The organism is Burkholderia puraquae, from assembly GCF_002099195.1.
Lineage (GTDB): Bacteria > Pseudomonadota > Gammaproteobacteria > Burkholderiales > Burkholderiaceae > Burkholderia > Burkholderia puraquae.
Map to the genome: position 1 here is coordinate 1 of NZ_NBYX01000017.1, position 23,610 is coordinate 23,610.

The window sequence follows — 23,610 nt, forward strand, 5'->3', positions numbered from 1 at the left end:
TGACGCAATGAGGGCGACGCGATGAGAACCTCTGCTTCCACGCCCTCCACGCCGGTGTCGACCGGCGCCGCGAGCGCCGGCGCGGGCCGCGCCCGCCCGGGCCGCTTCGCCGCGCTGTCGCGCTTCTTGCCGTCGGGCCGCAGCGTCGCGATCGGCGTGCCGTTCCTGTGGCTCGCGGTGTTCTTCGCGCTGCCGTTCGTGCTGGTGCTGAAGATCAGCTTTGCCGACCAGGTGATGGGCATCCCGCCGTACACGTCGCTCGTCGAGTTCAAGGACGGCGTCGTGCACTTCGCGCTGCAGCTGTCGCACTACGCGTTCCTGCTGCAGGACGACCTGTACATCGCGACCTACCTCAGCTCGCTGAAGATGGCCGCCGTGTCGACGGTGCTGTGCCTGCTGATCGGCTATCCGATGGCGTACTACATCGCACGCTCCGAACCGAACCGCCGCAACGTGCTGATGATGGCCGTGATGCTGCCGTTCTGGACGTCGTTCCTGATCCGCGTGTACGCATGGATCGGCATCCTGAAGGACGACGGCCTGCTAAACCACACGCTGATCGCGCTCGGCATCATCCACACGCCGCTGCGGCTGTATCACAGCGACGCGGGTGTCTACATCGGGATGGTCTATTCGTACCTGCCGTTCATGGTGATGCCGCTGTATGCGCACCTCGTGAAGATGGACCTCACGCTGCTCGAGGCCGCGTACGACCTCGGTGCCAAGCCGTGGGTCGCGTTCACGCGGATCACGCTGCCGCTGTCGAAGAACGGGATCATCGCCGGCAGCCTGCTGGTGTTCATCCCGGCGGTGGGCGAGTACGTGATTCCGGAACTGCTCGGCGGCGCCGACACGCTGATGATCGGCCGCGTGATGTGGGATGAATTCTTCAACAACATGGACTGGCCGATGGCGTCCGCGGTGACGGTCGCGATGGTGATGCTGCTGCTGGTGCCGATGGCGCTGTTCCAGTACTACCAGGTCAAGGAACTGGGGGACGCGAAATGATCAAGCCGAGCAAACCGCTGTCGACGGGCGTTCTCGCCTTCGGTTTCCTGTTCCTGTACATCCCGATCATCAGCCTGGTCGTGTACTCGTTCAACGAGTCGAAGCTGGTGACGGTGTGGTCGGGCTTCTCGCTGAAGTGGTACTCGGCGCTGCTGGAGGACGACGAGCTGCTGACCGCCGCGTGGCTGTCGCTGAAGATCGGCCTGCTGACGGCCACGGCGTCGGTCGTGATCGGCACGTGGGCAGGCTTCGTGCTCGCGCGTTTCGGCCGCTTCAAGGGCTTCACGCTGTACACGGGGATGATCAACGCGCCGCTGGTGATTCCGGAAGTGATCCAGGGCATCTCGCTGCTGTTGCTGTTCGTTGCGCTGGAGCAGATGTTCGGCTGGCCGAAGGGGCGCGGCATGGTGACGATCTGGATCGGTCACGTGATGCTGTGCGTGTCGTACGTGGCGATCATCGTGCAGTCGCGCGTGAAGGAGATGAACAAGTCGCTGGAAGAGGCGGCGCTGGATCTGGGCGCGACGCCGCTGAAGGTGTTCTTCGTGGTGACGCTGCCGCTGATCTCGCAGGCGCTTCTGTCGGGGTGGCTGCTGTCGTTCACGCTGTCGATCGACGACCTGGTGCTGTCGGCGTTCCTGTCCGGGCCGGGCTCGACGACGCTGCCGCTGGTGGTGTTCTCGCGCGTGCGGCTGGGGCTGAACCCGGAGATGAACGCACTGGCGACGCTGTTCATCACGGCCGTGACGGTCGGCGTGATCGTCGTGAACCGGATGATGATCGCGCGCGAGCGGCGCCGCATCGCCGACATGAAGGCGGCGTTCGCGGTGGCGTGACGCCCCGCCTCCCGCTTCCAAGGATAACAAGCACTGCAGACAAGCAATACGCGCTGCCCCAGGGGGGGCGCGCGATTCGATCCCGATTTGACAGGCACACGACAAGGAGAATCCGCAATGAAGAAGAAACTGATCTGCCTGCTGGTGGCCGGCGCGTTGCCGGGCATCGCGCTGGCCGGCTCCACATCCGCCGAGATCAAGGCGCTGCAGGCGCAGGTCGCGGCGCTGCAGAAACAGATGAAGGCGATGCAGGCGCAGCTCGCCGCGAAGCCAGGCAGCGCGGCAGTCGCGACGTCCGGCGCGAGTGCCGGTACGGCCGGCGGCGGCAAGGCCGTCGCCGTGGCCGTCGATCCGGGCTCGCCGGACTACGGCAAGGCGCAGGCCACGCTGACCAACGACGAGGTCGGCGAAATGAAGCAGCAGATCGCGAACCAGCAATTGAAGGTCGACTCGCTGACGGACGCGGCCAACACGGGCCCGCTCGCCGGCCTGTCGGTGACGGGTTACATCGACCCGACTTACATCTACAACCGCGCGGCCGGCACGTCGTCATTCCTGTTCGCGAACCACGAGAACGCGTACAACTACTTCAACAGCACGTTCGGCGATCTGTACCTCGACATCAAGAAGACGTTCGGCGTCGGCCCGATGGCGCCGTCGGCCGAAATCACGCTGATGCCGAACCGCGGCAACGGCATCACGCTGCTGCAGAACTCGCGCGGCTCGATCACCGACAACCTGCTGAACACGGCGGTCGTCAACGTGCCGATCACCGCGACGACCACGCTGGTCGCCGGCCTGATCCCGAGCTTCGGCGGCTACGAGGTGCAGCAGTCGAACCAGATGCTCACGCTCACGCACAACCTGCTGTACGATTTCTCGGATCCGGGTAGCTACGTCGGTATCGGCGCGAACTACACGAAGGGTAACTGGGCGTGGAAGTTCTTCCTCGGCAACGAGCAGTACCGCACGTACGGCTCGGTCACGCAGACGGGCACCAACGCGCTCGGCGATCCGATCTCGACCAGCAACAAGGTGCCGACCTTCACCGCGCGCGCGGACTACACGTGGTCGAGCGCGCTGGATCTCGGCGGTTCGTTCAACATCGGCCGCCAGACGCTCGCGAGCGCGATCGACGATCAGGGCGTCGTCCACTACGGCCCGGGCGGCGCGGCACCGAGCGCATACGGTTCGTTCTTCTTCGGCGAACTCGACGCGACCTACACGCTCGCCGATATCCAGTACAACGCGGAAGTCGACTACGGCCGTCAGCAGCACGCGGCGTTCAACGGCGGGCTCGCGCAGTGGTACGGCCTGTCGCTGCTCGCGCACCGCAAGTTCAACGCGCCGGTGGTCGGCCGCATGGGCGTGACGCTGCGCTACGACCTGCTCGCCAACTCGAAGAACGGCGGCGGCGGCGGCGGCATCGCGCTGAACGGCAACGGGATGGACCCGAACAACGGCTTCGGCGTCGACGCGGACTGCCTCGCGATGTCGAAGGCCGGCGGCGGCCTGGGCTTCGAGTGCAAGGGGGCCGTGCGCCAGGATGTCGCGCTCGACCTGCTGTTCTATCCGACCCAGCAGATCACCGTGAAGGTCGAATACCGGCACGACTGGGCGAACAACAAGGTGTTCCTGCGCAACGACGGGTCGTACGGCAAGTCCAACGACCTGCTCGCGACGCAGTTCATCTATTCGTTCTGACGCAGCGCGCGCGGGACGCCGTGCCGCACGCACGGCGTCCCGCGCCGTTTTCACCGGCCGGACGACGGTGCGCCATGCACCGCGGCCGGCTGCAACGAGGGAGCCGGATTCATGACGCAGTCTTTCACTCGCCGTGCCGATGCGCTCGCGCGCGACTCGTACTACGAAGCGACGGCCGTGCGCCCCGCCGTGGACGACCCCGTGCTCGACGGGACGATCGACGTCGATGTCTGCGTGATCGGCGCCGGCTTCGCCGGCCTGTCGACGGCGCTCGACTGCCGCGCACGCGGGCTGTCCGTCGCGGTAATCGATGCCCACCGGCCCGGCTGGGGCGCGTCGGGCCGCAACGGTGGCCAGGCGATCACCGGCTTCGCGAAAGACGAGGAAATCGAGCGGCAGCTCGGCGCCGACGGTGCGCGCGCCGCGTGGTCGCTGTCGCTCGACGGCGTCGCGCTGATCGCCGAGCGGATCGCGCGCTACGGGATCGACTGCGATTTCACGCGCGGCTACCTGACGGTCGCGACGAAGCCGCGCCGCATCGACGACCTGCACGCGTGGATGGATGCCGCGACCCGGCGCTGGGGCCATCCGTCGCTCGCGTGGCTCGATACCGCCGAGATCCGCTCACGCATCGCATCGACCCGCTACCTGGCCGGCGTGCACGACCCGCTGTCGGGCCACCTGCATCCGCTCAAATACTGCCTCGGCCTCGCCGATGCTGCACGGCGCGAGGGCGTCGCGCTATACGCGCATACGCCCGCGCTCGACGTCGTGCGCGGTGCGCGGCCCGTCGTGCGCACACCGTCGGGCAACGTGCGCTGCCGCTTCGTCGTGTCGTGCTGCAACGCGGGCCCCGGCGGTGTGCTGCCGGCCGCGACGGCCGCCCGCATCGCGCCGATCGCGTCGTACATCATCGCGACCGAGCCGCTCGGCCAGGCGCGCGCCGACGCGCTGATCGCGCAGCGCGAAGCCGTGTGCGACAACAACTTCTTCCTCGACTACTTCCGGCTGTCGGCCGACCACCGGATGCTGTTCGGCGGTCGCGCGAATTCGGCAGGCGCGTCGCCCGCCACGCTCGCCGAAACGATCCGGCGCCGCATGGTCGGCGTGTTCCCGCAGCTCGGCGACGTGCGCGTCGACCACGCGTGGGGCGGCTTCGTCGACGTCACGCGCAACCGCGCGCCGGATTTCGGCGCACTCGATCCGAACTTCTTCTACGTCCAGGGCTTCAGCGGGCACGGCGTCGCGCTCACCGGCATCGCCGGACGCGCGGTAGCCGGCGCGATCGCGGGCGACACGCGCGCGTTCGACCTGTTCGCACGCATGCGCCACCGGCGCTTCCCCGGCGGCGACGCATGGCGGCAACCCGCGCTCGAACTCGGGATGCTGTACCACCGCGTGCGCGAGCTCTTCTGAGCCCTTCACTCCGCTCTCCTCATCATGCAGACATTCGCCAACCAGCCACACGTCGCGTCCTACTACGCGGCGACCGCCAACGATACGACCCGCCACGCGCCGCTCGCCGGCCCGATCGATGCCGACGTGTGCGTGATCGGCGCGGGCCTCACGGGCCTGTCCGCCGCGCTCAACCTCGCCGAGCGCGGCCATTCGGTGACCGTGCTCGAAGCGTCGCGGGTCGGATGGGCGGCAAGCGGCCGCAACGGCGGCCAGCTGATCGGCGGATTTGCGTGCGACATCGACACGTTCGCGCAATTCATGCCCGAAGGCGACGTGAAGCGCATCTGGGACATGGGGCTCGAAACGCTGTCGCTCGTGAAGTCGCGAATCGCGCAGCACGACATCGACTGCGCGCTGGTGCCCGGCTACCTGACCGCCGCGAACACCGAGCGCGACGCCGACGCGCTGAAACGCTGGCGCGACGAAGCCGCGAAGCGCTTCGGCTACGACCGCTTCCACTTCGTCGAAGCCGACGAACTCGGCGACTACGTGCAGTCCGAGCGCTATTGCGGCGGCCTGTACGACCCGGACAGCGGCCACCTCCATCCGCTGAACTACACGCTCGGCCTCGCCCGCGCGGCGACCGATGCGGGCGTACGTATCCACGAGGACAGCTGCGTGACGCGCGTGCGCGACGTCGCGGGCGGCCATGTCGTCGAGACGAGCGGCGGCAACGTGCGCGCACGCTTCGTCGTGCTCGCATGCAATACCTTCGTCGGCACGCTCGCGCCCGCGCTGTCGAAGAAGATCATGCCGGTCGGCACCTACGTGATCGCGACCGAGCCGCTCGGCGACGCGCGCGCCGCCGCGCTGATGCCCGCGCGCGCAGCGATCTGCGACAGCCGCTTCGTGCTCGACTATTTCCGGCCGGCACCCGACACGCGGCTCGTGTGGGGCGGCAAGGTCAGCTATTCGACGCGGGAGCCGCGCGATCTCGCGGCGGCAATGCGCGCGGACATGCTGAAGACGTTCCCGCAGCTCGCAGACGTGAAGGTCGACTACGCATGGGGCGGCTTCGTCGACATCACGATGAACCGCGCGCCGCACTTCGGCCGCATCGCGCCGACGATGTATTTCGCGCAAGGGTTCTCTGGGCACGGCGTGAACACGACCGCGCTCGCGGGGAAGCTGATCGCCGAGGCGATCAACGGACAGGCGAGCCGCTTCGACCTGTTCGACAAGATCCGCCATCGCGACTTCCCCGGCGGCGAGGCGTTGCGCACGCCGGCGCTGGTGCTCGCGATGAGCTGGTACCGGCTGCTCGACGCGTTCGGCGTGCATTGAGCGACGGCGCGCCATCGAGGCACGGCCGCGCCGAAGCGCGGCCGTGTCTGCGCCACCCACGCGTGCCCGCTGCCGCTAGTCGGCCACCTTCTGCCGCATCGTCACGAACTCCTCGGCCGCGGTCGGATGGATGCCGATCGTGTCGTCGAACTGCGCCTTCGTCGCGCCCGCGCGAATCGCGATCGCGATGCCCTGGATGATCTCGCCCGCATCGCGGCCGACCATGTGCGCGCCGACCACGCGCTGGCTGTCGCGCGCGACGACGAGCTTCATCAGCGTGCGCTCGTCGCGGCCCGACAGCGTGTGGCGCAGCGCCTTGAACGACGTGCGGTAGATGTCGACGTCGCCGTCGTACAGGTCGCGCGCGGTCGCCTCGGTGAGGCCGACCGTCGCGACCTCGGGCTGGCTGAACACCGCCGACGGCACCCATTCGTGATCGGCCGCAACGCGCGACCCGCCGAACAGCGTACGGGCGAGCAGCGCGCCGTCGCGCGTCGCGACCGGCGTGAGCTGCGGCCGCGACGTGACGTCGCCGATCGCATGGATCGAAGGCACCGACGTCGCCGAATACGCATCGACGGCGATCGCACCGCGCGCGTCGAGCATCACGCCCGCCTGTTCGAGCCCGAGCCCCTCGACGTTCGGTACGCGGCCGGTCGCATAAAGCACTTCGTCGTACGGCCCGTGCCGCGCATCGCCGACGCGCACGCTCAGCGTGCCGTCGTCCGCGCGTTCGATCGTCTCGACCACCGAACGCGCGTGGATCGCGACGCCCTGCTTCGTCATCTCGTCGGTCAGGAACTGGCGCACGTCGTCGTCGAAGCCGCGCAGGATCTTCTCGCCGCGATAGAACAGGTCGACGTGGCTGCCGAAGCCGTTGAAGATGCCCGCGAACTCGACCGCGATGTAGCCGCCGCCGACCACTGCGATGCGTCTTGGCAGTGCGGCGAGCGACAGCGCCTCGCGCGACGTGATCGCGTGCTCGATGCCGGGCCGCGCCGGCAGCGACGGGCGCGAGCCGGTCGCAATCGCGATGTGGCGCGCACGGATCGTGCGTTCGCCGATTGCGACCGTGTGCGCATCGACGAGCGTCGCGCGCCCTGCGTGCATCTCGACGCCCGATTGCCGCAGCAGGTTGATGTAGATGTCGCTGAGCCGGTTGATCTCGCGATCCTTCGCCGCGATCAGCGCGGGCCAGTCGAGCGTGCCGGCGCCGAAGGTCCAGCCGAAGCCCTTCGCGTCCTCAGCTTCGTGCGGGTAGTGCGATGCATAGACAAGCAGCTTCTTCGGAATGCAGCCGCGCAGCACGCAGGTGCCGCCGATCTGCTCTTCTTCCGCTATGCCGACACGCGCGCCGTATGACGCGGACATGCGCGCGAGCCGCACGCCGCCCGAGCCGGCCCCGATGACGAACAGGTCGTAGTCGAAATCCATCGCATTCCCTCATCGCAGTTCGGATGAAGGCACGATAGCAAGATTCCGGCATTCTTGCGGCACACGGTGCTGCCACGCGCGCGCCCCATAAAAAACGGCGAGAGACGTTGCCTCTCGCCGGTCAAACCAGCTGCCGGGTGTGCCATGCGTCACCGATCGACCGCATGCCCGACCTGCCGGCTGCGCGGCACCGGTCCGCCCGGGCGCGCGAACGGCGCGCCCACGGCCGGACCAGCCGCCATGCTCATGCCTGCGACGTGTCGCTACCGTCCGTCGCCTGCGTGTCGTCTGCCTGCTGCGGCTGCTCTTCCTTCTTTTCGAGCATACCTTCGATCGCTTCCGCCCCCTTGAAGCCGGCGACGGCCGCCGCCGCCTTGGTCAGCAGGCCCGCATCCGGATCGACCTTCTCCGCTGCCTCGACGGCCGCCACGGCGCCAGCGATTTCACCCACTGTGTTCAGGATACCCATCGTCATCCCCTTTCAAGAAAATCGTGAGCGCATCGTCCCACGAAAAAAACCGGCGGACCGCAATTGTCATCACCGGATACACAAGTTACGCACCAGGCCGGCTGCACTCGCCGAGCGCGGCCGGAACGACGCACAGGCGAGCCTGACGGCACGCAACGGGCGATGCACGCAGCGTAGCGGAAAGCCTTCGCGCGCACTGTAAAAGTATGTTCTGGATTGCCGACGAAACGCTTACGGCGCGGGAGCCTCGTGATGAAGCATTCGCCGAATAGTCGTGCGCGCGTATGAAGGTGGCGTGACGAAAAAAAGAGGCGCCTTGCGGCGCCCCTTCGATGCATGCCGGACGACTGCCGGCTCATGCGTTCCGACGTTCGTCAGAAGATATTGCGCAGGCCGATTGCGATGCCGGTCTGGTTGCTGCGGCCCGGCAGCTCGACGTTCGCCGCGCCGTTCGTCTTGTTGAAGTCGACGGTGCCGTAGACTTCCGTGCGCTTGCTGAGCGCGTACTCGGCGATGCCGACGATCGCGTAACGGTTGCCGCTCGCGAGCGTGCCGTTCGTGGTCATCGCATTGCGCATGTGATCGTAGTAGAACGCGCCCGTCAGCGTCAGCGGCGCGCTGACCTGCCAGCTCACGCCCGCGAACGGACCGTCGTCGATCCGGCCGGTGCCCTTCGCGACCGGGATCGACTGCTGCGCGAGCAGGCTGTCGACGAAGCCCGTATCGTCCTTCGAGCGCAGGTAGCCCGCGTAGATCTTCGCCTTGCTGAACGCATACACGACGTTCGCGTGGTAGATCGTCTGCTTGCGCGCCGAGTTGTCGCTGTTCTGCTGCGCGCCGGCCGCGATGCTGAGCGGGCCCATCACGTACGACAGCGACACACCCCACGCATTGCCCTTGCCGAGCGAACCCGGGATCTGGCCCGAGAAGCCGCCGGCGCCGGTCGATTCGTAGTTGGTGCCGGTCGAGTACATCGCCTTCGCGGTCAGCCCGTCGAACTTGCCCGTGTACTTGATCTGGTTGTCCGCATACAGGCCGCCGCCGAGTGCGACCGGCAGCCATGCGTTTTCGAGGTAGTTACCGACCGTCAGCGGATCGTAGGTGTCCGACAGCAGGTCGAACAGCGGCGTCTTCTGGCGGCCGAGGGTCACCGTGCCGTACGGGCTCTGCAGGCCGACATACGCTGCGCGGTTGAACAGGCGGCCGCTGTCGGCGAATGCGCCGTTCTGCAGGTTCACGCCGCTTTCGAGGTTGAACACGGCCTTCAGGCCGCCGCCGAGGTCTTCCGTGCCGTAGATGCCGAAGCGGCTGTTCGTGATCGCGCCGTTGGTCATCGACAGCAGGCCGTCGTTCTTGGCGTTGGCGTTGGTCAGGTAGCGAATGCTGGCGTCGGCGACGCCCCAGAGCGTGACCGAGCTTTGTGCGGCCGCGTACTGGCTGGCAAATGCGAGCGCGGCGCCCCCTGCGATGGCTGCGAGTCGGGTGGTCTGCTTCATGAGCTTTCCTTTTTGTAGGTGTCTCCATTCATGACCGGCCGCGTGCGCAGCCGGGTGGCAATCGCTCGCGTTCTTGGCGCGCGCGATGTGGCCTGAATCATATGACGAGTGCCATCGCTGAAAGAAATTGAAATACGCGGTAACGGCGGAACTGTCGCCCGCGCACAACGCTGCCCGCGCGAGGCTTGCCCGGCGGGCAGCGGGCGGCGGGCGCCGCACGGCAGCGGCCGCTCGCGCGGCTTACGGTACGCCGGGTCTGTCAGGATCGCGCGGCAGGTGCCGCGGAACGCGCACACACACGGGCGCGCACACGGGCGCACACACGGGTGCGCCCGCGGGATGCGCGGCTCACGCCGCCGCCGGCCCGCCGTCGGCCGTGCGCCGGCGCCACGCACGCCGCACGATCTCCGCGAACGCACCGACGAGCAGCAGCACGGCGCCCCACAGCGCGACCTCCGGCACGAGCCGCGTGACGAGGCCGCCGGCCACCGCGCCGGCCAGGAAGCAGAAGCTGATCGTCGCGAGCAGCGCCGAGTCGTGCAGCGCGCCCGCGTCGTAGCGCGGGATCAGCCCGACGAACAGCTTCTGCGCCGCGCGCCGCAGGTTGCCGGTGGTCATCACCGACGTGTACGACAGTTCCTCGAGGTGGGTGAACGACAGCGTCTGCAGCGTGGCGACGAACGAAATGCCCGGAATCAGCCATGCGCTCGACGTGCCGACGAGGCCGCTCGCGGCGATGCCGAGAAAGGCGATCTCGACGAGCAGGCTCGTGAATGCGGTATGCCGCATCCAGCCGCGCTGCGCGGCGAGGCCGAGCAGGTGCGCGACGAACACCGCGATCACGAAGCCGGCGAGCGGCGGCACGTGATGCAGCGCGGCGGCCCATTCGCCGGCCGACAGGTTGATGCCGAGCAGCGCGACGTTGCCGGTCATCGTGTTCGCGAACACGCGGCCGTGGCCGACATACGTGTACGCGTCGAGGTAGCCGCCGGACAGCGTCAGCAACGCGGCGACAGTGAGATTGCGGCTGGCGCCGTCAAGATCCATCGAGCCTCCCGTGAAGATTCGCGCCAGTATGGCGCACGAGCAGTCGATGTGCGCCGGTCACTGCCCGATGCCCGTGAGCCCGATCAGCGCGCCGCCCGCGAGCAGCCACAGCGGATGGATGCGCGTGCGCCACGCGAGCACCGCGCACGCGGCCGTGATGCCCCACTGGATCGCCGTACGGTTCGACGCCTCGGAGATCAGCACCGCGCTCGCCGCGACGAGCCCGGCCGTGACGGGCATCATCCCCTGCTGCACGTAGCGGCGCCACGGCCGGTCGCGAAAGCGCTCCCACGCATGCAGCGCGAGCACGGTGACGATCGACGACGGCCCGAACTTCGCGAGCGATGCGACCAGCAGCCCGCTCCATCCCGCCACGTGCCAGCCGACCAGCGACACGATCATCATGTTCGGCCCGGGCGCCGCCTGGGCCAGCGCGAACAGCGCGGTGAACTCGTGCGCGCTCATCCAGTGATGGACATCGACGACCTGCCGCTGCATCTCCGGCAGGATCGTGTTGCCGCCGCCGAACGCGAGCAGCGACAGCTGGCTGAAAATCGTCGCGATCGCGATCAGCGTGTCGTTCATGGCCGGCCCCGTTGCTGCGTGTCGCGCGCCGCGGCCGGTGCCGGCTGCGGCACGGCCGCGTCGCGGCGTCGCGACGCGAGCCAGATGCTGACGGGCGTCAGCACGAGCATCGCGGTCAGCAGCGGAATGCGCAGCACCGCGATCGCGACGAACGCGAGCGCCGCGATGCCGGCCGCCGCGCGCGCGTGCCGCAGCGGCTTCGCGACCTTCACGGCCATCGCGACGAGCAGCCCGGCCGCCGCCGCGGCGAGCCCTGCGAACAGGTGCTGCACGCGCGGATCGTTCTGCGTCTTCGCGTACAGCACGCCGAGCGCGACGACGACGAGCGTCGGGCCCGCAATCAGCCCGAGAATGCCGGCGCACGCGCCGGCGACGCCGCGAAAGCGCATGCCGACTGCCACCGACAGGTTGATCACGTTGCCGCCCGGCAGGAACTGGCACAGCCCGAGCAGGTCGGTGAATTCGTCGGCGGAGAGCCACTTGCGCTCGTCGACGATGGTGCGCCGCGCGAACGGCAGCGCGCCGCCGAACGACATGAGGCCAAGCGACAGGAAGCCGGTGAACAGCTCGGCGAGGCCGACACGGCGAGGCGGCGCGGCTGGCGGCGTGGCGGCAGGCGGGAAAGCGGATTGCATGGGGCTCCTCACGAAACGGTGAACCGAGGTTACCGCCGTTCGGTGTGCCGACAAAACGATTTTATCGGCGTGCCCTTGTGATCTAGAATCACAAGCATGGCACGCGACCTCCCGCCCTTTTCCGCGCTTCGGGCCTTTGAAGCTGCGGCACGACATGAAAGCTTCAGCGCTGCCGGCGACGAGCTGCATGTGACTCACGGTGCCATCAGCCGGCAGATCGCCGGGTTCGAGGCCTGGCTCGGCAAGCCGGTGTTCCACCGCTACGGCAAGCGCGTGAAGCTCACCGACGAAGGCCGCCGCTACCTCGACACCGTGCGCGCGGCGTTCGACAGCATCGCGCTCGCGACCGAGCAGCTGCGCAACACGGGGGCGGCGCGCGTGCTGCGCATCAATGCGCTGCCGACCTTCGCGATGAAATGGCTGCTGCCGCGCCTGTCGCGGTTCCAGCGCGACGTGCCGAACGTCGAGCTGAAGCTGTCGACGTCGAACGCACCGCTCGACGCGCTCGACGGCTTCGATGTCGCGATCCGCCGCGGCCCCGGCCACTGGCCGAACTGCACGAGCGGCCACTTCCTCGACGAAAGCGTGATTCCCGTCTGCAGCCCGGCGCTGCTCAAGCGCGCGCCGATCGTGCGCGCGGACGATCTCGCGCGCCACGTGCTGCTGCATTCGGATACGCGGCCGGAAGGCTGGCGCGACTGGTTCGCGGCGGCCGGCGTGGCGATGAAGGGGCGCAAGCGGCAGTCGTTCGACCATTTCTACCTGGCGCTGCAGGCGGCCGTCGACGGGCTGGGCGTCGCGCTCGGCCCGTTGCCGCTGATCGACGACGAGCTCGCGAGCGGCCGGCTGGTGATGCCGCTGGAGGGGCCGCGCATCGCGACGCGCAGCTACTGGTGGATCGCGCCGCGCCCGCCGGCGGACGATCCGCTCGTCGCGCAGTTCTGCGCGTGGCTGCAGGCGCAGTCGAACGTGGACGCCTGACACGTCGCGCGCTCGACACCCGCTCGAAACGGCCGCGATGCGCCGCCCTCCGTCTCCGCGCACGTTGCGGGAATGAAACCGATCCGCCCGCAACGCATGCGATTCTCCTGCGGAATTGCCGTCGCGCGGCCCCTGCCTTTCCCCCTTCGCTCCAGCCACCGCGCACCCGCCTTGTCGAGCGGCCGACCAGCCCGCCGCCTCACGTTTCACGGCTGAAACACTTCGGCATCCACCACGTGCACCGACGGCACGCCGGAACCGCTCAGCCCCTGTTTGCGCGGTAGTCCACGTGCTGGCCCGCTGCTTGCTGATGCAGCCTTGCAGACAACGACACTGCACGGGCCAACGGCTCGATGCAGGCGACAAACAATCATCGAGCAGTTCGGGGAAATCATGTCCAGACTCCTATCGGCCGTCACACGGCTGCTGTCCCTCATTACCACCCCTGTTACGCATCCGCCGATGCCGGCGGCGCGACTTCGCGCCGTCGCCGTCCGATGCACGAACACGGCCCCCGCCGTCATCCGGCCTCACGGCGCCTCGATCCGATAGGCGAAACCCGGGAACTCACTGCCGGGCGCATGCGCGCCACGACGAGCCGTGCCGTTCGCGCGGGCATGACTGCCCGCACTCGCCCGCATACCGCCACGCATGCGGGCGGTGACAGCGCGACTGACGTCGTATGCGCCGCCGTCCCGCCAGTGTGCCCGGGCACCGCGCCGGCCCGACTCCGCATCACGACACAAAGGAGGTGCCCGCCCAGCAAGTGATCCGATTGCGAAGCAACCAGAAGACTCATCGCGCATCCGGACGATCGAGATTCCGTCCCGAACGACACGCTCGTCGCACCGGTCGCACATTCCAGCTCTCAAGGGAGAAATGCATCATGAAGCAATCCTTACTGACCAAGGCGGCACTTGCCGCATCGCTCGCTTGCGTGGCCGTCGCGGTATCGGCCGGACAAACCAGTTCGACGTTCGGCGTGTCCGCCACCGTCAACGCAACCTGCCTGATCGACTCGGCCGGCGCGTTGACCTTCCCCGCCTACACGCCGGGCACCGGCGATCAATCCGCGCAGTCGGCGATCACGGTCCGCTGCACGAACGGCACGAACTTCAACATCGGCCTGAATGCGGGCACGACGTCCGGCGCCACGGTGACCAACCGCATCATGACGAGCGGCTCGAATCAGCTCAACTACTCGCTGTACCAGGATTCGAACCGCACGGTCGTCTGGGGCAACACGCCGCCGACCGATACCGTCAACGGCACCGGCCAGGGAATGGCAATGGCCCAGGCGCTCACCCGGACCGTCTACGGCAAGGTGCCCGACCAGCCCAACGCGGTGCCCGGCAGCTACGCCGATACGGTCACGGTCACCGTGACGTTTTAGTGCCGCGCGGAGGGTGCGCCGCATCGCGGATGCGCGCGCCCCTCCCGAGCGGAACACGTCAAGCGCGCCGAAGCGAATCCCCTGGAGGTGGATCTGTGATGAAACCAAACGTGTGCAAACTCGCGACCTGGATCGCGGCCGTGACACTCGCCGCCGCATGCGTCGACAGTCAAGCCACCGACTTCACCGTGTCTCCCGTTCGCGTCGAGCTCTCCGCCGCGCAACGGAGCGTCGCGCTCACGGTGAGGAACGAGTCGCCCGACCAGCCCGTCGTCGTCCAGCTGCGCACTGCAGCGTGGTCGCAGAACGCGGGCGACGACGTCTATGCATCGACCGGCGACCTGATTGCCGCTCCGCCCATTTTCACGATCGCGCCCGGCAGTTCGCAGGTCGTGCGCATCGGCCTGCGGCACGCGCCGGGCGCGGACCGGGAAACCAGCTACCGGCTCTATCTGCAGGAGATTCCGCCCGCGCCGAAACCGGGCTTCGCCGGCGTGCAGATCGCACTGGAAATGAGCCTGCCGATCTTCGTGAAGCCGGCCGCCGACACCGCCCCGCGGCTGCGCTGGAGCGCGGAGCCGCGATCGGGCGGCACCGGCATGCTCGCGCTGCGCGTGACCAACGACGGCACCGCGCATGCGCAGGTGGCGAACCTCGCGCTGCTCGCGCCGGGCAGCGATCGCCCCGTCGCCACGCATGCGGAATTCGCGTACGTCTTGCCGGGCCAGTCCCGCGAACTGATGTTCAAGCCCGGCGCCGGAGCCGCGCCGGCCGCTGCTTCCGGAATGCACCTGGTCGGCTACTCCGATGCGGGCGATATCGATTCGACGGTCGCGCCGAACGCGCGCTAACGCGGCGCTGCTGATCGCGATTGTCATGAGCGCGCAGACCACTTTCGCGGAAGAGCGACTTGTCGCGGCACCGGCCGCGCAAGCGTCGCATGGCGCAGCGGGCGGCCCGGCCGAGCTGCTGTATCAGGTCGACATCAACCGCCAGGGGCTCGACGAAACCGCGTTGCTGATCAAGGCGGCCGACGGCGAGTTCTACGTGTCGGCCGACGACCTGACGCGCTGGCGACTCAGGCGCCCGGACGCCGCGCCGCTGGCCGGCAACGACACGCCGTTCTATCCGCTGAAGGCGATCGCGGGGCTCACGTACACCGTCGACGAGCGGAGCCTGACGATGGCGATCAGCGTCCCCGCGCAGGCCTTCGTCGGCGCGACCTTCGACGAGACCGACAGGCACCGCGCGCCCGCGGCCGAGCCGGGCATCGGCGGCTTCTTCAACTACGATCTGCTCGCCGAGCAGGCTGCGGGTCAGACGCACGGCTCCGGGCTGTTCGAGCTCGGCTTCTTCAACCGCTTCGGCGTCGGCGTCGGCACGTTCCTCGCCGACGAATCGGGCCCGACCCGGCGCCTGACCCGCCTCGAAACCACGTGGACGACCGATCGGCCCGGCCACCTCGCCAGCCTGCGCATCGGCGACGCGATCAGCCGTCCCGGCATGTCGGGCCGCGCGATCCGCTTCGGCGGCATCCAGTACGCGACCAATTTCGCGACGCAGCCCGGACTCGTCACGATTCCGCTGCAGGGTGTGAGCGGGCAGGCCGTGCTGCCTTCGACCGTCGACGTCTACGTCAACAACGCGCTGACGTCGACGCGCGAAGTCGCGCCCGGTCCGTTCGCGATCAACAACGTGCCGGTGGTAACCGGCCAGGGCGACGTGCGGGTGGTGGTGCGCGACGTCATGGGCCGCGAGCAGGTGATCACCCAATCGTTCTATGCGAGCGCGAATCTGCTCAAGCAGGGCATGCAGGATTACTCGTACGAGATCGGCAAGGAACGGCGGGACTTCGGCCTGGCGAGCAACGACTACGGGCGCTGGTTCGCCAGTGCGACCCACCGGATCGGCTTGACCGACCGGTTCACCGGCGAGATCCACGCGGAAGCCGAGGGATCCCGGCAGAACCTCGGCGTCGGCGGCGTGGTGCTGGCCGGGCCGCTTGGCGTCGTCAACGCGTCGGCGGCGGCGAGCCGCAGCGCCGATGGCCCGGGCGCGCTGGCAACGATCGGCGCCGAAAGCCAGGCCGGCCTCGTCGAGATCGGCGCACACGCGCAATGGGCGACGCCGCATTTCACGCAGATCGGGCTCGAGCCGGGCACGCTGGCGCCGAAGCTGCTCACGAGCGTCAACGTCGGCGTCGGGTTGGGCCGCTTTGGCTCGCTCGGGCTCGCACACGTGTTCCTCGACAATCGCAACGGCTACAAGACCCAGTTGCTGTCGCTCAGCTACAGCGCGCAGCTGGGGCGCTTCGGCTTCGCGAACGTCAGCGTCAGCAAGCCGCTGGGCGGCTCGGGCGCGACGATCGTCGGCGTCGCATGGACGATCCCCGTCGACAACCGGACGAGCGCATCCGTCACGCTGACGCACCAGCAGGGCGCCACCGAAATGCTCGCGCAACTGCAGCGCAGCCTGCCGGTCGGCGAAGGATTCGGCTACTCGCTGCAGGCGGGCAACGACACGCAGGATGCCAGCGCGACGCTGCAGACGCGCACCGGCACCTACAGCGTCGAAGCGGCTTCGTATCGCGGCCGCGCCGGCGTGCGCGCCAACGCCGCGGGCGGCATCGCGTTCGTCGACGGCACCGCACGCCTGTCGCGACAGATCACGGACAGCTTCGCACTGGTCAAGGTGCCGGGCTTCGCCAACGTCGGCATCCTCGCGGACAACCAGCTCGTCGCGCACACCGACGCCGGCGGCGTCGCGCTGCTGCCGCGGCTGCGCGCGTACGAAAGCAACCCGATCTCGATCGAGCAGGCCGACCTGCCGTTCGACGCGACGATCGGCACGCTGAAGCTCGACGCGGTGCCCTACTTCCGCAGCGGCATGGCACTCGTGTTCCCGATTACGCGCTCGCGCGGCGCGGTGCTGACGCTCGATCTGGAAAACGGCGCACACCTGCCGCCCGGTGCGACCGTCACGATCGACGGACAGAAGGACGCATTTCCGGTCGGTCGCGACGGCGTCGTCTACGTCACCGGATTGTCCGAGCAGAACCACCTGCATGCGGCGTGGCGCGACCGGCAGTGCGACGTGACCGTGCGCTTTCCCGCCGGCGACGAACCGCTGCCGGACCTGGGCACCCATCTTTGCAAGGGAGTCACACCATGAGACATCGCAAGCATGCCGGGCGGCCGGCCCGGCTCGCACGCCTTCGCGCGGCAATCGCCGCGCTCGCGGCCGGCGCTGCCGTGCTGGTTGCACTGCCCGCGCGCGCGGCAATGACCTGCACGATGAATGCGCCGTCGTCGATGGCATTCGGCACGTACGACACGATCAATGCCGCCACTTCCGCCGTCACGATCTCGGTCACCTGCAGCGGCAGCGGCAACGCCACGCCGACGGTCACCGCGAGCGCGGGCGGCGGCACCTTCGCGAACCGCCTGATGACGCGAACCGGCAACACGCAGACGCTCGGCTACAACCTGTATCTCGACAGCGCGCACACGTCGATCTGGGGCGACGGCACGAGCGGCACGTCGGCGATTTCGTGGGGCAAGATTTCGGGCGCCGGTACCTTCAACGCCACCGTGTACGGGCTGATCCGCGGCGGCCAGAACGTCGTGCCGGGCAGCTACGCGGATCACAACATCACGATCCTGTTCAACTACTAGGCGCGCTGGCGGCGCATGCGTTGCGCATGCCGCCATCGATCGCCATCACGGACTCGGACAACGGGGGCAGACATGAATCGAACCGAGACAGCGAGCGCCGCCGCATCGCGGTGCGCCCGGCGCGCATGGACCCGCGCGCGGCCGGTTGCGCCTCGACGGGCCGACGGCCGCACACGCACGCTGCTTGCCGCGACGGCAGCGCTATCGATCGCGCTGCTCGGCGCCGCGCCCGGCCATACCGATGCGAAGCAGGCCAGCCGGTCGGTGCAGGTCGGCACGACGGTCCAGGCGTATGCGCGGCTGAACGCGACCAATCCGGCGAAGCTCGTGATCGCGAACAAGGACACGAGCACCGGCTACCTGGCCGTGCCGAACGCCAGCAACCCGTCCGGGACGACGCTCGCGATCCAGACCAACGACCGGGCCGGGTACACGGTGCTCGTGCAGGTTGCCGCCGCCAACCAGTCGCAGTTCAGTTCGATCGAGATCAGCGGCTTGGGCGGCAAGGTCGTGCTGCCGGGGACGGGCGGTACGATCGCCGTGCCCTATACGGCGCTGAACACGACGTTTACGCTGACCTACCGGTTCGTGTTCGCGCCGAAAGCGAAGGACGGATCCGTGGCCTGGCCGCTCACGTTTTCGGTCCATCCGAACCCGTGACGCCCGGCACGCCGGCGCCGGCGGCCCCGATCCCGCCGCGGCTCAGACCACCGGGCCCGGTTCCTTTTCCTTGCGCAGGATCGCATACAGGATGATCGCGCCGAACGTCGCGGTGCCGATCCCGCCGAGGCCGAAGCCGCCGATCTTCAGCGAGAAGTCGCCGGCGCCGAGCACGAGCGTGACGGCCGCGACGATCAGGTTGCGGTTGTCGGAGAAGTCGACCTTGTTGACGACCCAGATCCGCGCGCCCGTCACCGCGATCAGCCCGAACACGACGATCGACACGCCGCCGAGCACGGGGCCCGGAATCGTCTGGATCACCGCACCGAACTTCGGCGAGAAGCCGAGCACGATCGCGATCAGCGCGGCGACCGCGAACACGAGCGTCGAGTAGATCCGCGTGACGGCCATCACGCCGATGTTCTCCGCGTAGGTCGTCACGCCCGTGCCGCCGACGCTGCCCGACACGATCGTGGCGAGCCCGTCGCCGATGAACGCACGACCGACGTAGCGATCGAGGCTGGTGCCCGTCATCGCGCTGACGGCCTTGATGTGGCCGAGGTTCTCGGCAACCAGGATCACCGCGATCGGCGCGAGCATCAGCATCGCGTGCGGATCGAACACCGGCGCGCGGAAGCTCGGCACGCCGAACCAGGCCGCATGCCCGACGATCGAGAAATCGATCGGCTTGCCGAGCCCCATCCCGTTGGTCGCGACCGCGTAGATCGCGTAGGCGATCACCAGCCCGACGAGGATCAGCAGGCGCTGCACCATGCCGCGCGAGAACACCGCGACGCCGCCGACGCACAGCACCGTGACGAGCGCCATCACCGATTCGAAGGTCGACGCGGACACGCCCTTGACCGCGATCGGCGCCAGGTTCAGCCCGATCACCGCGACCACCGCGCCGGTCACGACGGGCGGCATCAGTGTCTCGATCCAGCGCGTGCCGATCGCCTGCACGAGCGCACCGAGCGCGACGTACACGACGCCGCACGCGACGATCCCGCCGAGCGCGACCGGGATGTTCGGGTTCGGGCCGCTGCCGCCGTAGCCGGTCACCGCGATCACGAGGCCGATGAACGCGAAGCTCGAGCCGAGGTAGCTCGGCACGCGGCCGCCGACCAGCACGAAGAACAGCAGCGTGCCGATGCCCGACATGAAGATGCACAGGTTCGGGTCGAAGCCCATCAGCAGCGGCGCGAGCACGGTCGAGCCGAACATCGCGACGACGTGCTGCACGCCCATCGCGACCATCTGCGGCCACGCCAGGCGCTCGTCGGGGCCGACCACGCGCGATGCCGCGCCGGTCGATTGCACCCGCCAGCGCGGGAAGTAGGAATCGGACATGGGGAAAAGGGCTCCTGTCGGTCGCCGGCTGCGGAGGATGCGCCGGTCTGGAATCTGGCGCGAGTTTACGGAGCGGAAATGGGGCTGGCAAGCGGACTGACACGCGGGCCGGCGAGCGCGAAGCGCGGCTTGCGGCGGGGGGAACCGGGGCACGATCGCGCTGCCCGGTAAGGCGGCCGTCTGCGCGCGGCAATACGCGGGCGGCCGTTGGCGCCGGCCGCGACGCAAGCGTGTGCTCACATCGCGGCTGGCGCAGCGTGCCTCAGGGATTGATGTACTGGAACAGCGACAGGTTCTGCAACTGGGCGTAAGCCTTCTGCGAGCCCGTCAGCGCGTTCTGCATCTGCAGGAACTGGCTGATCGTCGACACCATGTTGGTGCTCGTCAGGTCGGCCAGGTTGCTGCTGACCTGCAGCGTGTTGGTCTGGTTCACCGTCTGCATCGCCTTGATTTCCTGCTCGCGGCCGCCGACCGACGCCTGCACGGTGAGGACGTTCGTCATCATGTTGTTCAGCTTCGTCGTGCCGGTGGTCATCGCGTTCGCGAGCGCGGCCGCGGCAGTCGTGTTGCTGCTGATCGGCACCTTCAGCGCGGCGATCATCGTGTCGAGCGCCGCGAACACGTCGGTGCCGGCCTTCGGCGCAGGCGTGACCGTGAACGAATCGCCGGGCGCCGGGTTGCCCGACACGGGCACCGACAGGCCATTGCCGAGCGCGATCCCGGCGCCGGCCGAATACGGCTGCGCAGCGGTCGTGGTCGGCGGCACGACGGAGTTGTCGGTGACCGTATAGGTCGGCGCGGCGGCCGTGCCGCCGAACGCGATCGTGAACTGGTGCGTATTGGTCGCGGCCGACGGGCTCGTGATCGATACCGCGCCGATCGTGCCCGTGCCCGTGTTGCTCGCACCCGCGAGCGGCACCGGCTGGCTGCCGAGCATCGGTACCGACATGAACACGCTCGCGCCGTTGTCGCCTTGCGAGATCGCGCGCGTATCGGCGATCTGCACCTGCCGCGTGCCCGAGTCGCCGCTGTAGGTCACGCCGCCGCCCGGCGCGTTCGAGAACGGCGCCGTGGTCGACTGGAAGCCCGAGAACAGGTAGTTGCCCGAGCCGTCCGTCGAGTTCGCGAGCGTCAGCAACTGGTCGCGATAGCCCTGCAGCTGCGTCGACAGCGCCGCGCGGTCGCTGTCGGACATCGAGCCGTCGCCGGCCTGGATCACGACCGTATGGATGTTGTTCAGCAGGTTGTTGACGCTGATGAGCGTCTGGTCTTCCTTCTGCAGCGACGACAGCGCGGCGTTCTGGTTCGACGAATACTGCGACAGCGTCGCCGACGTCATCGACAGCTGCACCGCCTGCGCGGCGCCGAGCGGGTTGTCGCCCGGCGTCGACAGGCTCACGCCGCTCGAGATCTGCTGGTACAGCTGCGACAGCTGCGCCTGCTGGTCGCTCATCTGAGCGACGTTCATCTGGTAGAACTGGGTGGTGGAAATCCGCATCGCTTCGATCCCCGAAATCAGTTGAACAGGCCGAGCACGGTCTGGAACAGCGTCGACGCGGTCTGGATCACCTTCGCGTTCGCCTGGTAAAGCTGCTGGTACTGCATCAGGTTGGCCGCTTCCTCGTTCTGGTTCACGCCCGACACCGACTGCTGCGCTTGCGTGATCTGGCCGACCAGCGCGGTCTGCGCGGCGCTCGACGACTTCAGCTGGCTCGTCGTGTTGCCGATGCCGTTCACGTAGTTCGCGTACGCGCCCGTCAGCGTGGTCGAGCCGTTGCCGAACGATTTCGAGTTGACGAGCTTCGACAGCGCGAGCGCGTTGCTGCCGTCGTTCGTGCCGCCCGTGTTCGGCGCGACCGTGAACGTATCGCCGGCCGTGGGCGCGCCCGACACCGTGACCGTGACCCCGGCCGTCAGCGTGATCGGAGAACCGGCCTGGTACGGCTGCGCGGCGGTGGTCGTCGGAGGCACGGCCGTGTTGTCGGTGACCGTGTAGGTCGGGCTGGCGGTCGTGCCGCCCATCGTGATCGTGTAGTTGTGCGGGTTGGCCGCGGCCGTCGTGCTGGTGACCGTCAGCCCGCCGATCGTGCCGGTGCCCGTGTTCGTCTTGGTCGCCGACGGCACGTACGGCGACGCCGCCGCGATCGCGGAGCCGTTCGACGTCGCGAGGCCGAAGCCGTTCAGCGCGCCGCGCGTCGGCTGCACGGTGAACTTGTCGCCGGCGCTCATCGAGCCGGACGAGAACGAGAAGTTCAGCCCGCCGATCGACGCCGGCATCGAGTTCGACTGGCCGACCACCGTGCCGCTCGCGCGGTCGGTCAGCGTGTACTTCGTGCCGTCGTACGACAGCGTGTAGTCGCTCGCGGTCGGCTGCGACGCGTTCGCGAACGACACGGACAGCGCCGCGTTGCCCGTATTGCCCTGGTTCGCGTACGTGATCGGCGTGCCGGTCGTGAACAGGTTGCCGCCGACATTGCCCGACAGGTCGATGCCGAGCGCGTTCTGCGCGTTGACCTGCGCGGCGAAGCTGGTCGCGATCGCGCCGAGTTGCGCTTGGGCCGGGTCGAGCGTCTGGCTGCGGAACGCGAGCAGGCCGCCGAGCGTGCCGCCCGACAGCGACGCGTCGGACAGGTACTGGTTCGGCCCCTGCGGGTTCGCGCCGGCGATGCCCTGCGACACGACGGTCAGCTCGCTCGGATCGGACGGCGACGTGACGGTTGCGAGCTGGTAGCTCTTGTCCGCGACGACGAGCGGCGTGCCGCCCGCGAGAAACACGCTGTAGCCGTCGCTGTTGCGCGCGACCTGCACGCCCGCGAGGTTCGACAGGTTCGACACCGCGAGATCGCGCTGGTCCATCAGCTGGTTCGGCGGCTGGCCCTGGCTGCTCGCGGCCGCGATCTGCTGGTTCAGTTGCGCGATCTGCGCGGTGTACGCGTTGATCTGCGTGACGGTGTTCGTCAGCTGCGTGTTCACGCTCTGGCGCAGCGCGTCGTACTGCTGGCCGGCCGCCGTGATCTGGTTCGCGAGCGTCTGCGCATTGCTCATCGCGGTCTGCCGCACCGACGAGTCGGACGCGCTGTTCGCGACGTTCTGCATCCCGGTGAAGTAGTTCGTGATCGCGGTCGAGATGCCGGACGTCGGGCTGCCGATGTAGTTGTTCAGCTGCGTGACGAGCGAGTACCACGTCGACAGCGCACCGCCCTGCGTCTGCGCGCCGTTCAGCTGGTCGCTCAGGTACTGGCTGTACTGCCGCTGCACGGTGACGGTGTTCACGCCCTGCGGCATGTAGCCGCTGCTCGTGTACTGGCCGCTCGCCTCGGCATAGACGGGGCGTTCGACCGAATAACCCGGCGTCGCCGCGTTGCTGATGTTCTGGCCGGTCGTCGTGAGGCCCCAGAGTGCGGCATTCAGGCCGCTGACGCCGAGGTTCATGAGTGTGTTGGACATGCGCGATCCTGATGAGCCGGCCGCGCTGCGGCCGCCGGGTTGCGTGACTCCCGGTATAACGGCCGCGGATCGAAAAAATTGAGGAAAAAATGCACGCGCGACGCGCACTCGCGCGTCGCCGGTCAAAGCGTGCGGCCAGCGGTGCCGCA

Annotated in this window: 20 protein-coding genes; 11 read left to right on the top strand and 9 right to left on the bottom strand. The window is 68.4% G+C overall.

What is annotated here, in order from left to right:
• Positions 1 to 21: 21 nt before the first annotated feature.
• The 5 genes from B7G54_RS26925 to B7G54_RS26945 all read left to right on the top strand — a co-directional run bounded on the left by B7G54_RS26925 (position 22) and on the right by B7G54_RS26945 (position 6,290).
• Positions 22 to 1,008, top strand: a complete 987-nt coding sequence (locus B7G54_RS26925) for an ABC transporter permease subunit (protein WP_085041839.1) — start codon at positions 22 to 24, stop codon at positions 1,006 to 1,008.
• Positions 1,005 to 1,844 (top strand): ABC transporter permease subunit, encoded by an 840-nt coding sequence (locus B7G54_RS26930; RefSeq protein ID WP_085041840.1) that lies wholly within the window; start codon positions 1,005 to 1,007, stop codon positions 1,842 to 1,844. Before B7G54_RS26925 ends, B7G54_RS26930 begins: the two co-directional genes overlap by 4 nt.
• A gap of 117 nt (positions 1,845 to 1,961) precedes the next feature.
• Positions 1,962 to 3,548: a DUF3138 family protein gene (locus B7G54_RS26935; protein WP_085041841.1), complete on the top strand. Its 1,587-nt coding sequence runs from the start codon at positions 1,962 to 1,964 to the stop codon at positions 3,546 to 3,548.
• 111 nt (positions 3,549 to 3,659) lie between these two features.
• A complete protein-coding gene (locus B7G54_RS26940) occupies positions 3,660 to 4,964 on the top strand; it encodes an NAD(P)/FAD-dependent oxidoreductase (RefSeq protein ID WP_085041842.1) in 1,305 nt (434 codons plus the stop codon).
• 24 nt (positions 4,965 to 4,988) lie between these two features.
• Positions 4,989 to 6,290, top strand: a complete 1,302-nt coding sequence (locus tag B7G54_RS26945; protein ID WP_085041843.1) for an NAD(P)/FAD-dependent oxidoreductase — start codon at positions 4,989 to 4,991, stop codon at positions 6,288 to 6,290.
• Positions 6,291 to 6,365: 75 nt separating this feature from the next.
• Here the strand turns inward: B7G54_RS26945 and gor are convergent, their stop codons facing one another.
• The 6 genes from gor to B7G54_RS26975 form a co-directional block, all read right to left on the bottom strand.
• Positions 6,366 to 7,724 (bottom strand): glutathione-disulfide reductase, encoded by a 1,359-nt coding sequence (gor, locus tag B7G54_RS26950; RefSeq protein WP_085041844.1) that lies wholly within the window; start codon positions 7,722 to 7,724, stop codon positions 6,366 to 6,368.
• Between the two features lie 244 nt (positions 7,725 to 7,968).
• A complete protein-coding gene (locus tag B7G54_RS26955; RefSeq protein WP_014895816.1) occupies positions 7,969 to 8,193 on the bottom strand; it encodes a hypothetical protein in 225 nt (74 codons plus the stop codon).
• A 374-nt stretch (positions 8,194 to 8,567) separates the two neighbouring features.
• Positions 8,568 to 9,689 (bottom strand): porin, encoded by a 1,122-nt coding sequence (locus B7G54_RS26960; protein WP_085041845.1) that lies wholly within the window; start codon positions 9,687 to 9,689, stop codon positions 8,568 to 8,570.
• 348 nt (positions 9,690 to 10,037) lie between these two features.
• Complete coding sequence (locus tag B7G54_RS26965) at positions 10,038 to 10,736, bottom strand: YoaK family protein (protein WP_085041846.1); 699 nt, start codon at positions 10,734 to 10,736, stop codon at positions 10,038 to 10,040.
• Between the two features lie 57 nt (positions 10,737 to 10,793).
• Positions 10,794 to 11,321 (bottom strand): chromate transporter, encoded by a 528-nt coding sequence (locus B7G54_RS26970; protein WP_043184629.1) that lies wholly within the window; start codon positions 11,319 to 11,321, stop codon positions 10,794 to 10,796.
• Positions 11,318 to 11,956: a chromate transporter gene (locus B7G54_RS26975; RefSeq protein ID WP_085041847.1), complete on the bottom strand. Its 639-nt coding sequence runs from the start codon at positions 11,954 to 11,956 to the stop codon at positions 11,318 to 11,320. Before B7G54_RS26975 ends, B7G54_RS26970 begins: the two co-directional genes overlap by 4 nt.
• A gap of 96 nt (positions 11,957 to 12,052) precedes the next feature.
• Here B7G54_RS26975 and B7G54_RS26980 point away from each other — a divergent pair, with 96 nt between their 5' ends.
• The 6 genes from B7G54_RS26980 to B7G54_RS27005 all read left to right on the top strand — a co-directional run bounded on the left by B7G54_RS26980 (position 12,053) and on the right by B7G54_RS27005 (position 18,664).
• Positions 12,053 to 12,937 carry a transcriptional regulator GcvA gene (locus tag B7G54_RS26980; RefSeq protein ID WP_085041848.1) on the top strand — a complete coding sequence of 295 codons (885 nt, stop codon included), beginning with the start codon at positions 12,053 to 12,055 and terminating at the stop codon, positions 12,935 to 12,937.
• 886 nt (positions 12,938 to 13,823) lie between these two features.
• Complete coding sequence (locus B7G54_RS26985) at positions 13,824 to 14,330, top strand: Csu type fimbrial protein (protein ID WP_085041849.1); 507 nt, start codon at positions 13,824 to 13,826, stop codon at positions 14,328 to 14,330.
• A 98-nt stretch (positions 14,331 to 14,428) separates the two neighbouring features.
• A complete protein-coding gene (locus tag B7G54_RS26990) occupies positions 14,429 to 15,181 on the top strand; it encodes a fimbrial biogenesis chaperone (RefSeq protein WP_085041850.1) in 753 nt (250 codons plus the stop codon).
• A gap of 25 nt (positions 15,182 to 15,206) precedes the next feature.
• On the top strand, positions 15,207 to 17,501 hold the full coding sequence (locus tag B7G54_RS26995) for a fimbria/pilus outer membrane usher protein (RefSeq protein WP_085041851.1): 2,295 nt from the start codon (positions 15,207 to 15,209) through the stop codon (positions 17,499 to 17,501).
• Positions 17,498 to 18,004 (top strand): Csu type fimbrial protein, encoded by a 507-nt coding sequence (locus B7G54_RS27000; RefSeq protein ID WP_165765628.1) that lies wholly within the window; start codon positions 17,498 to 17,500, stop codon positions 18,002 to 18,004. Before B7G54_RS26995 ends, B7G54_RS27000 begins: the two co-directional genes overlap by 4 nt.
• Before the next feature lie 72 nt (positions 18,005 to 18,076).
• Positions 18,077 to 18,664, top strand: a complete 588-nt coding sequence (locus B7G54_RS27005; protein WP_085041852.1) for a hypothetical protein — start codon at positions 18,077 to 18,079, stop codon at positions 18,662 to 18,664.
• 42 nt (positions 18,665 to 18,706) lie between these two features.
• Here the strand turns inward: B7G54_RS27005 and B7G54_RS27010 are convergent, their stop codons facing one another.
• The 3 genes from B7G54_RS27010 to flgK form a co-directional block, all read right to left on the bottom strand.
• Positions 18,707 to 20,014, bottom strand: coding sequence for a solute carrier family 23 protein (locus B7G54_RS27010; RefSeq protein WP_085041853.1), 1,308 nt, complete (start codon positions 20,012 to 20,014; stop codon positions 18,707 to 18,709).
• A gap of 262 nt (positions 20,015 to 20,276) precedes the next feature.
• Positions 20,277 to 21,512, bottom strand: a complete 1,236-nt coding sequence (gene flgL / locus B7G54_RS27015; protein ID WP_085041854.1) for a flagellar hook-associated protein FlgL — start codon at positions 21,510 to 21,512, stop codon at positions 20,277 to 20,279.
• A 17-nt stretch (positions 21,513 to 21,529) separates the two neighbouring features.
• Positions 21,530 to 23,461, bottom strand: coding sequence for a flagellar hook-associated protein FlgK (gene flgK / locus B7G54_RS27020; RefSeq protein ID WP_085041855.1), 1,932 nt, complete (start codon positions 23,459 to 23,461; stop codon positions 21,530 to 21,532).
• Positions 23,462 to 23,610 lie beyond the last annotated feature (149 nt).

Excerpts from the sequence above, each read along its gene's own strand:
- B7G54_RS26925 (WP_085041839.1), top strand. The coding sequence starts at position 22 with ATGAGAACCTCTGCTTCCACGCCCTCCACGCCGGTGTCGACCGGCGCC.
- B7G54_RS26930 (WP_085041840.1), top strand. The coding sequence starts at position 1,005 with ATGATCAAGCCGAGCAAACCGCTGTCGACGGGCGTTCTCGCCTTCGGT.
- B7G54_RS26935 (WP_085041841.1), top strand. The coding sequence starts at position 1,962 with ATGAAGAAGAAACTGATCTGCCTGCTGGTGGCCGGCGCGTTGCCGGGC.
- B7G54_RS26940 (WP_085041842.1), top strand. The coding sequence starts at position 3,660 with ATGACGCAGTCTTTCACTCGCCGTGCCGATGCGCTCGCGCGCGACTCG.
- B7G54_RS26945 (WP_085041843.1), top strand. The coding sequence starts at position 4,989 with ATGCAGACATTCGCCAACCAGCCACACGTCGCGTCCTACTACGCGGCG.
- gor (WP_085041844.1), bottom strand. The coding sequence starts at position 7,724 with ATGGATTTCGACTACGACCTGTTCGTCATCGGGGCCGGCTCGGGCGGC.
- B7G54_RS26955 (WP_014895816.1), bottom strand. The coding sequence starts at position 8,193 with ATGGGTATCCTGAACACAGTGGGTGAAATCGCTGGCGCCGTGGCGGCC.
- B7G54_RS26960 (WP_085041845.1), bottom strand. The coding sequence starts at position 9,689 with ATGAAGCAGACCACCCGACTCGCAGCCATCGCAGGGGGCGCCGCGCTC.
- B7G54_RS26965 (WP_085041846.1), bottom strand. The coding sequence starts at position 10,736 with ATGGATCTTGACGGCGCCAGCCGCAATCTCACTGTCGCCGCGTTGCTG.
- B7G54_RS26970 (WP_043184629.1), bottom strand. The coding sequence starts at position 11,321 with ATGAACGACACGCTGATCGCGATCGCGACGATTTTCAGCCAGCTGTCG.
- B7G54_RS26975 (WP_085041847.1), bottom strand. The coding sequence starts at position 11,956 with ATGCAATCCGCTTTCCCGCCTGCCGCCACGCCGCCAGCCGCGCCGCCT.
- B7G54_RS26980 (WP_085041848.1), top strand. The coding sequence starts at position 12,053 with ATGGCACGCGACCTCCCGCCCTTTTCCGCGCTTCGGGCCTTTGAAGCT.
- B7G54_RS26985 (WP_085041849.1), top strand. The coding sequence starts at position 13,824 with ATGAAGCAATCCTTACTGACCAAGGCGGCACTTGCCGCATCGCTCGCT.
- B7G54_RS26990 (WP_085041850.1), top strand. The coding sequence starts at position 14,429 with ATGAAACCAAACGTGTGCAAACTCGCGACCTGGATCGCGGCCGTGACA.
- B7G54_RS26995 (WP_085041851.1), top strand. The coding sequence starts at position 15,207 with ATGAGCGCGCAGACCACTTTCGCGGAAGAGCGACTTGTCGCGGCACCG.
- B7G54_RS27000 (WP_165765628.1), top strand. The coding sequence starts at position 17,498 with ATGAGACATCGCAAGCATGCCGGGCGGCCGGCCCGGCTCGCACGCCTT.
- B7G54_RS27005 (WP_085041852.1), top strand. The coding sequence starts at position 18,077 with ATGAATCGAACCGAGACAGCGAGCGCCGCCGCATCGCGGTGCGCCCGG.
- B7G54_RS27010 (WP_085041853.1), bottom strand. The coding sequence starts at position 20,014 with ATGTCCGATTCCTACTTCCCGCGCTGGCGGGTGCAATCGACCGGCGCG.
- flgL (WP_085041854.1), bottom strand. The coding sequence starts at position 21,512 with ATGCGGATTTCCACCACCCAGTTCTACCAGATGAACGTCGCTCAGATG.
- flgK (WP_085041855.1), bottom strand. The coding sequence starts at position 23,461 with ATGTCCAACACACTCATGAACCTCGGCGTCAGCGGCCTGAATGCCGCA.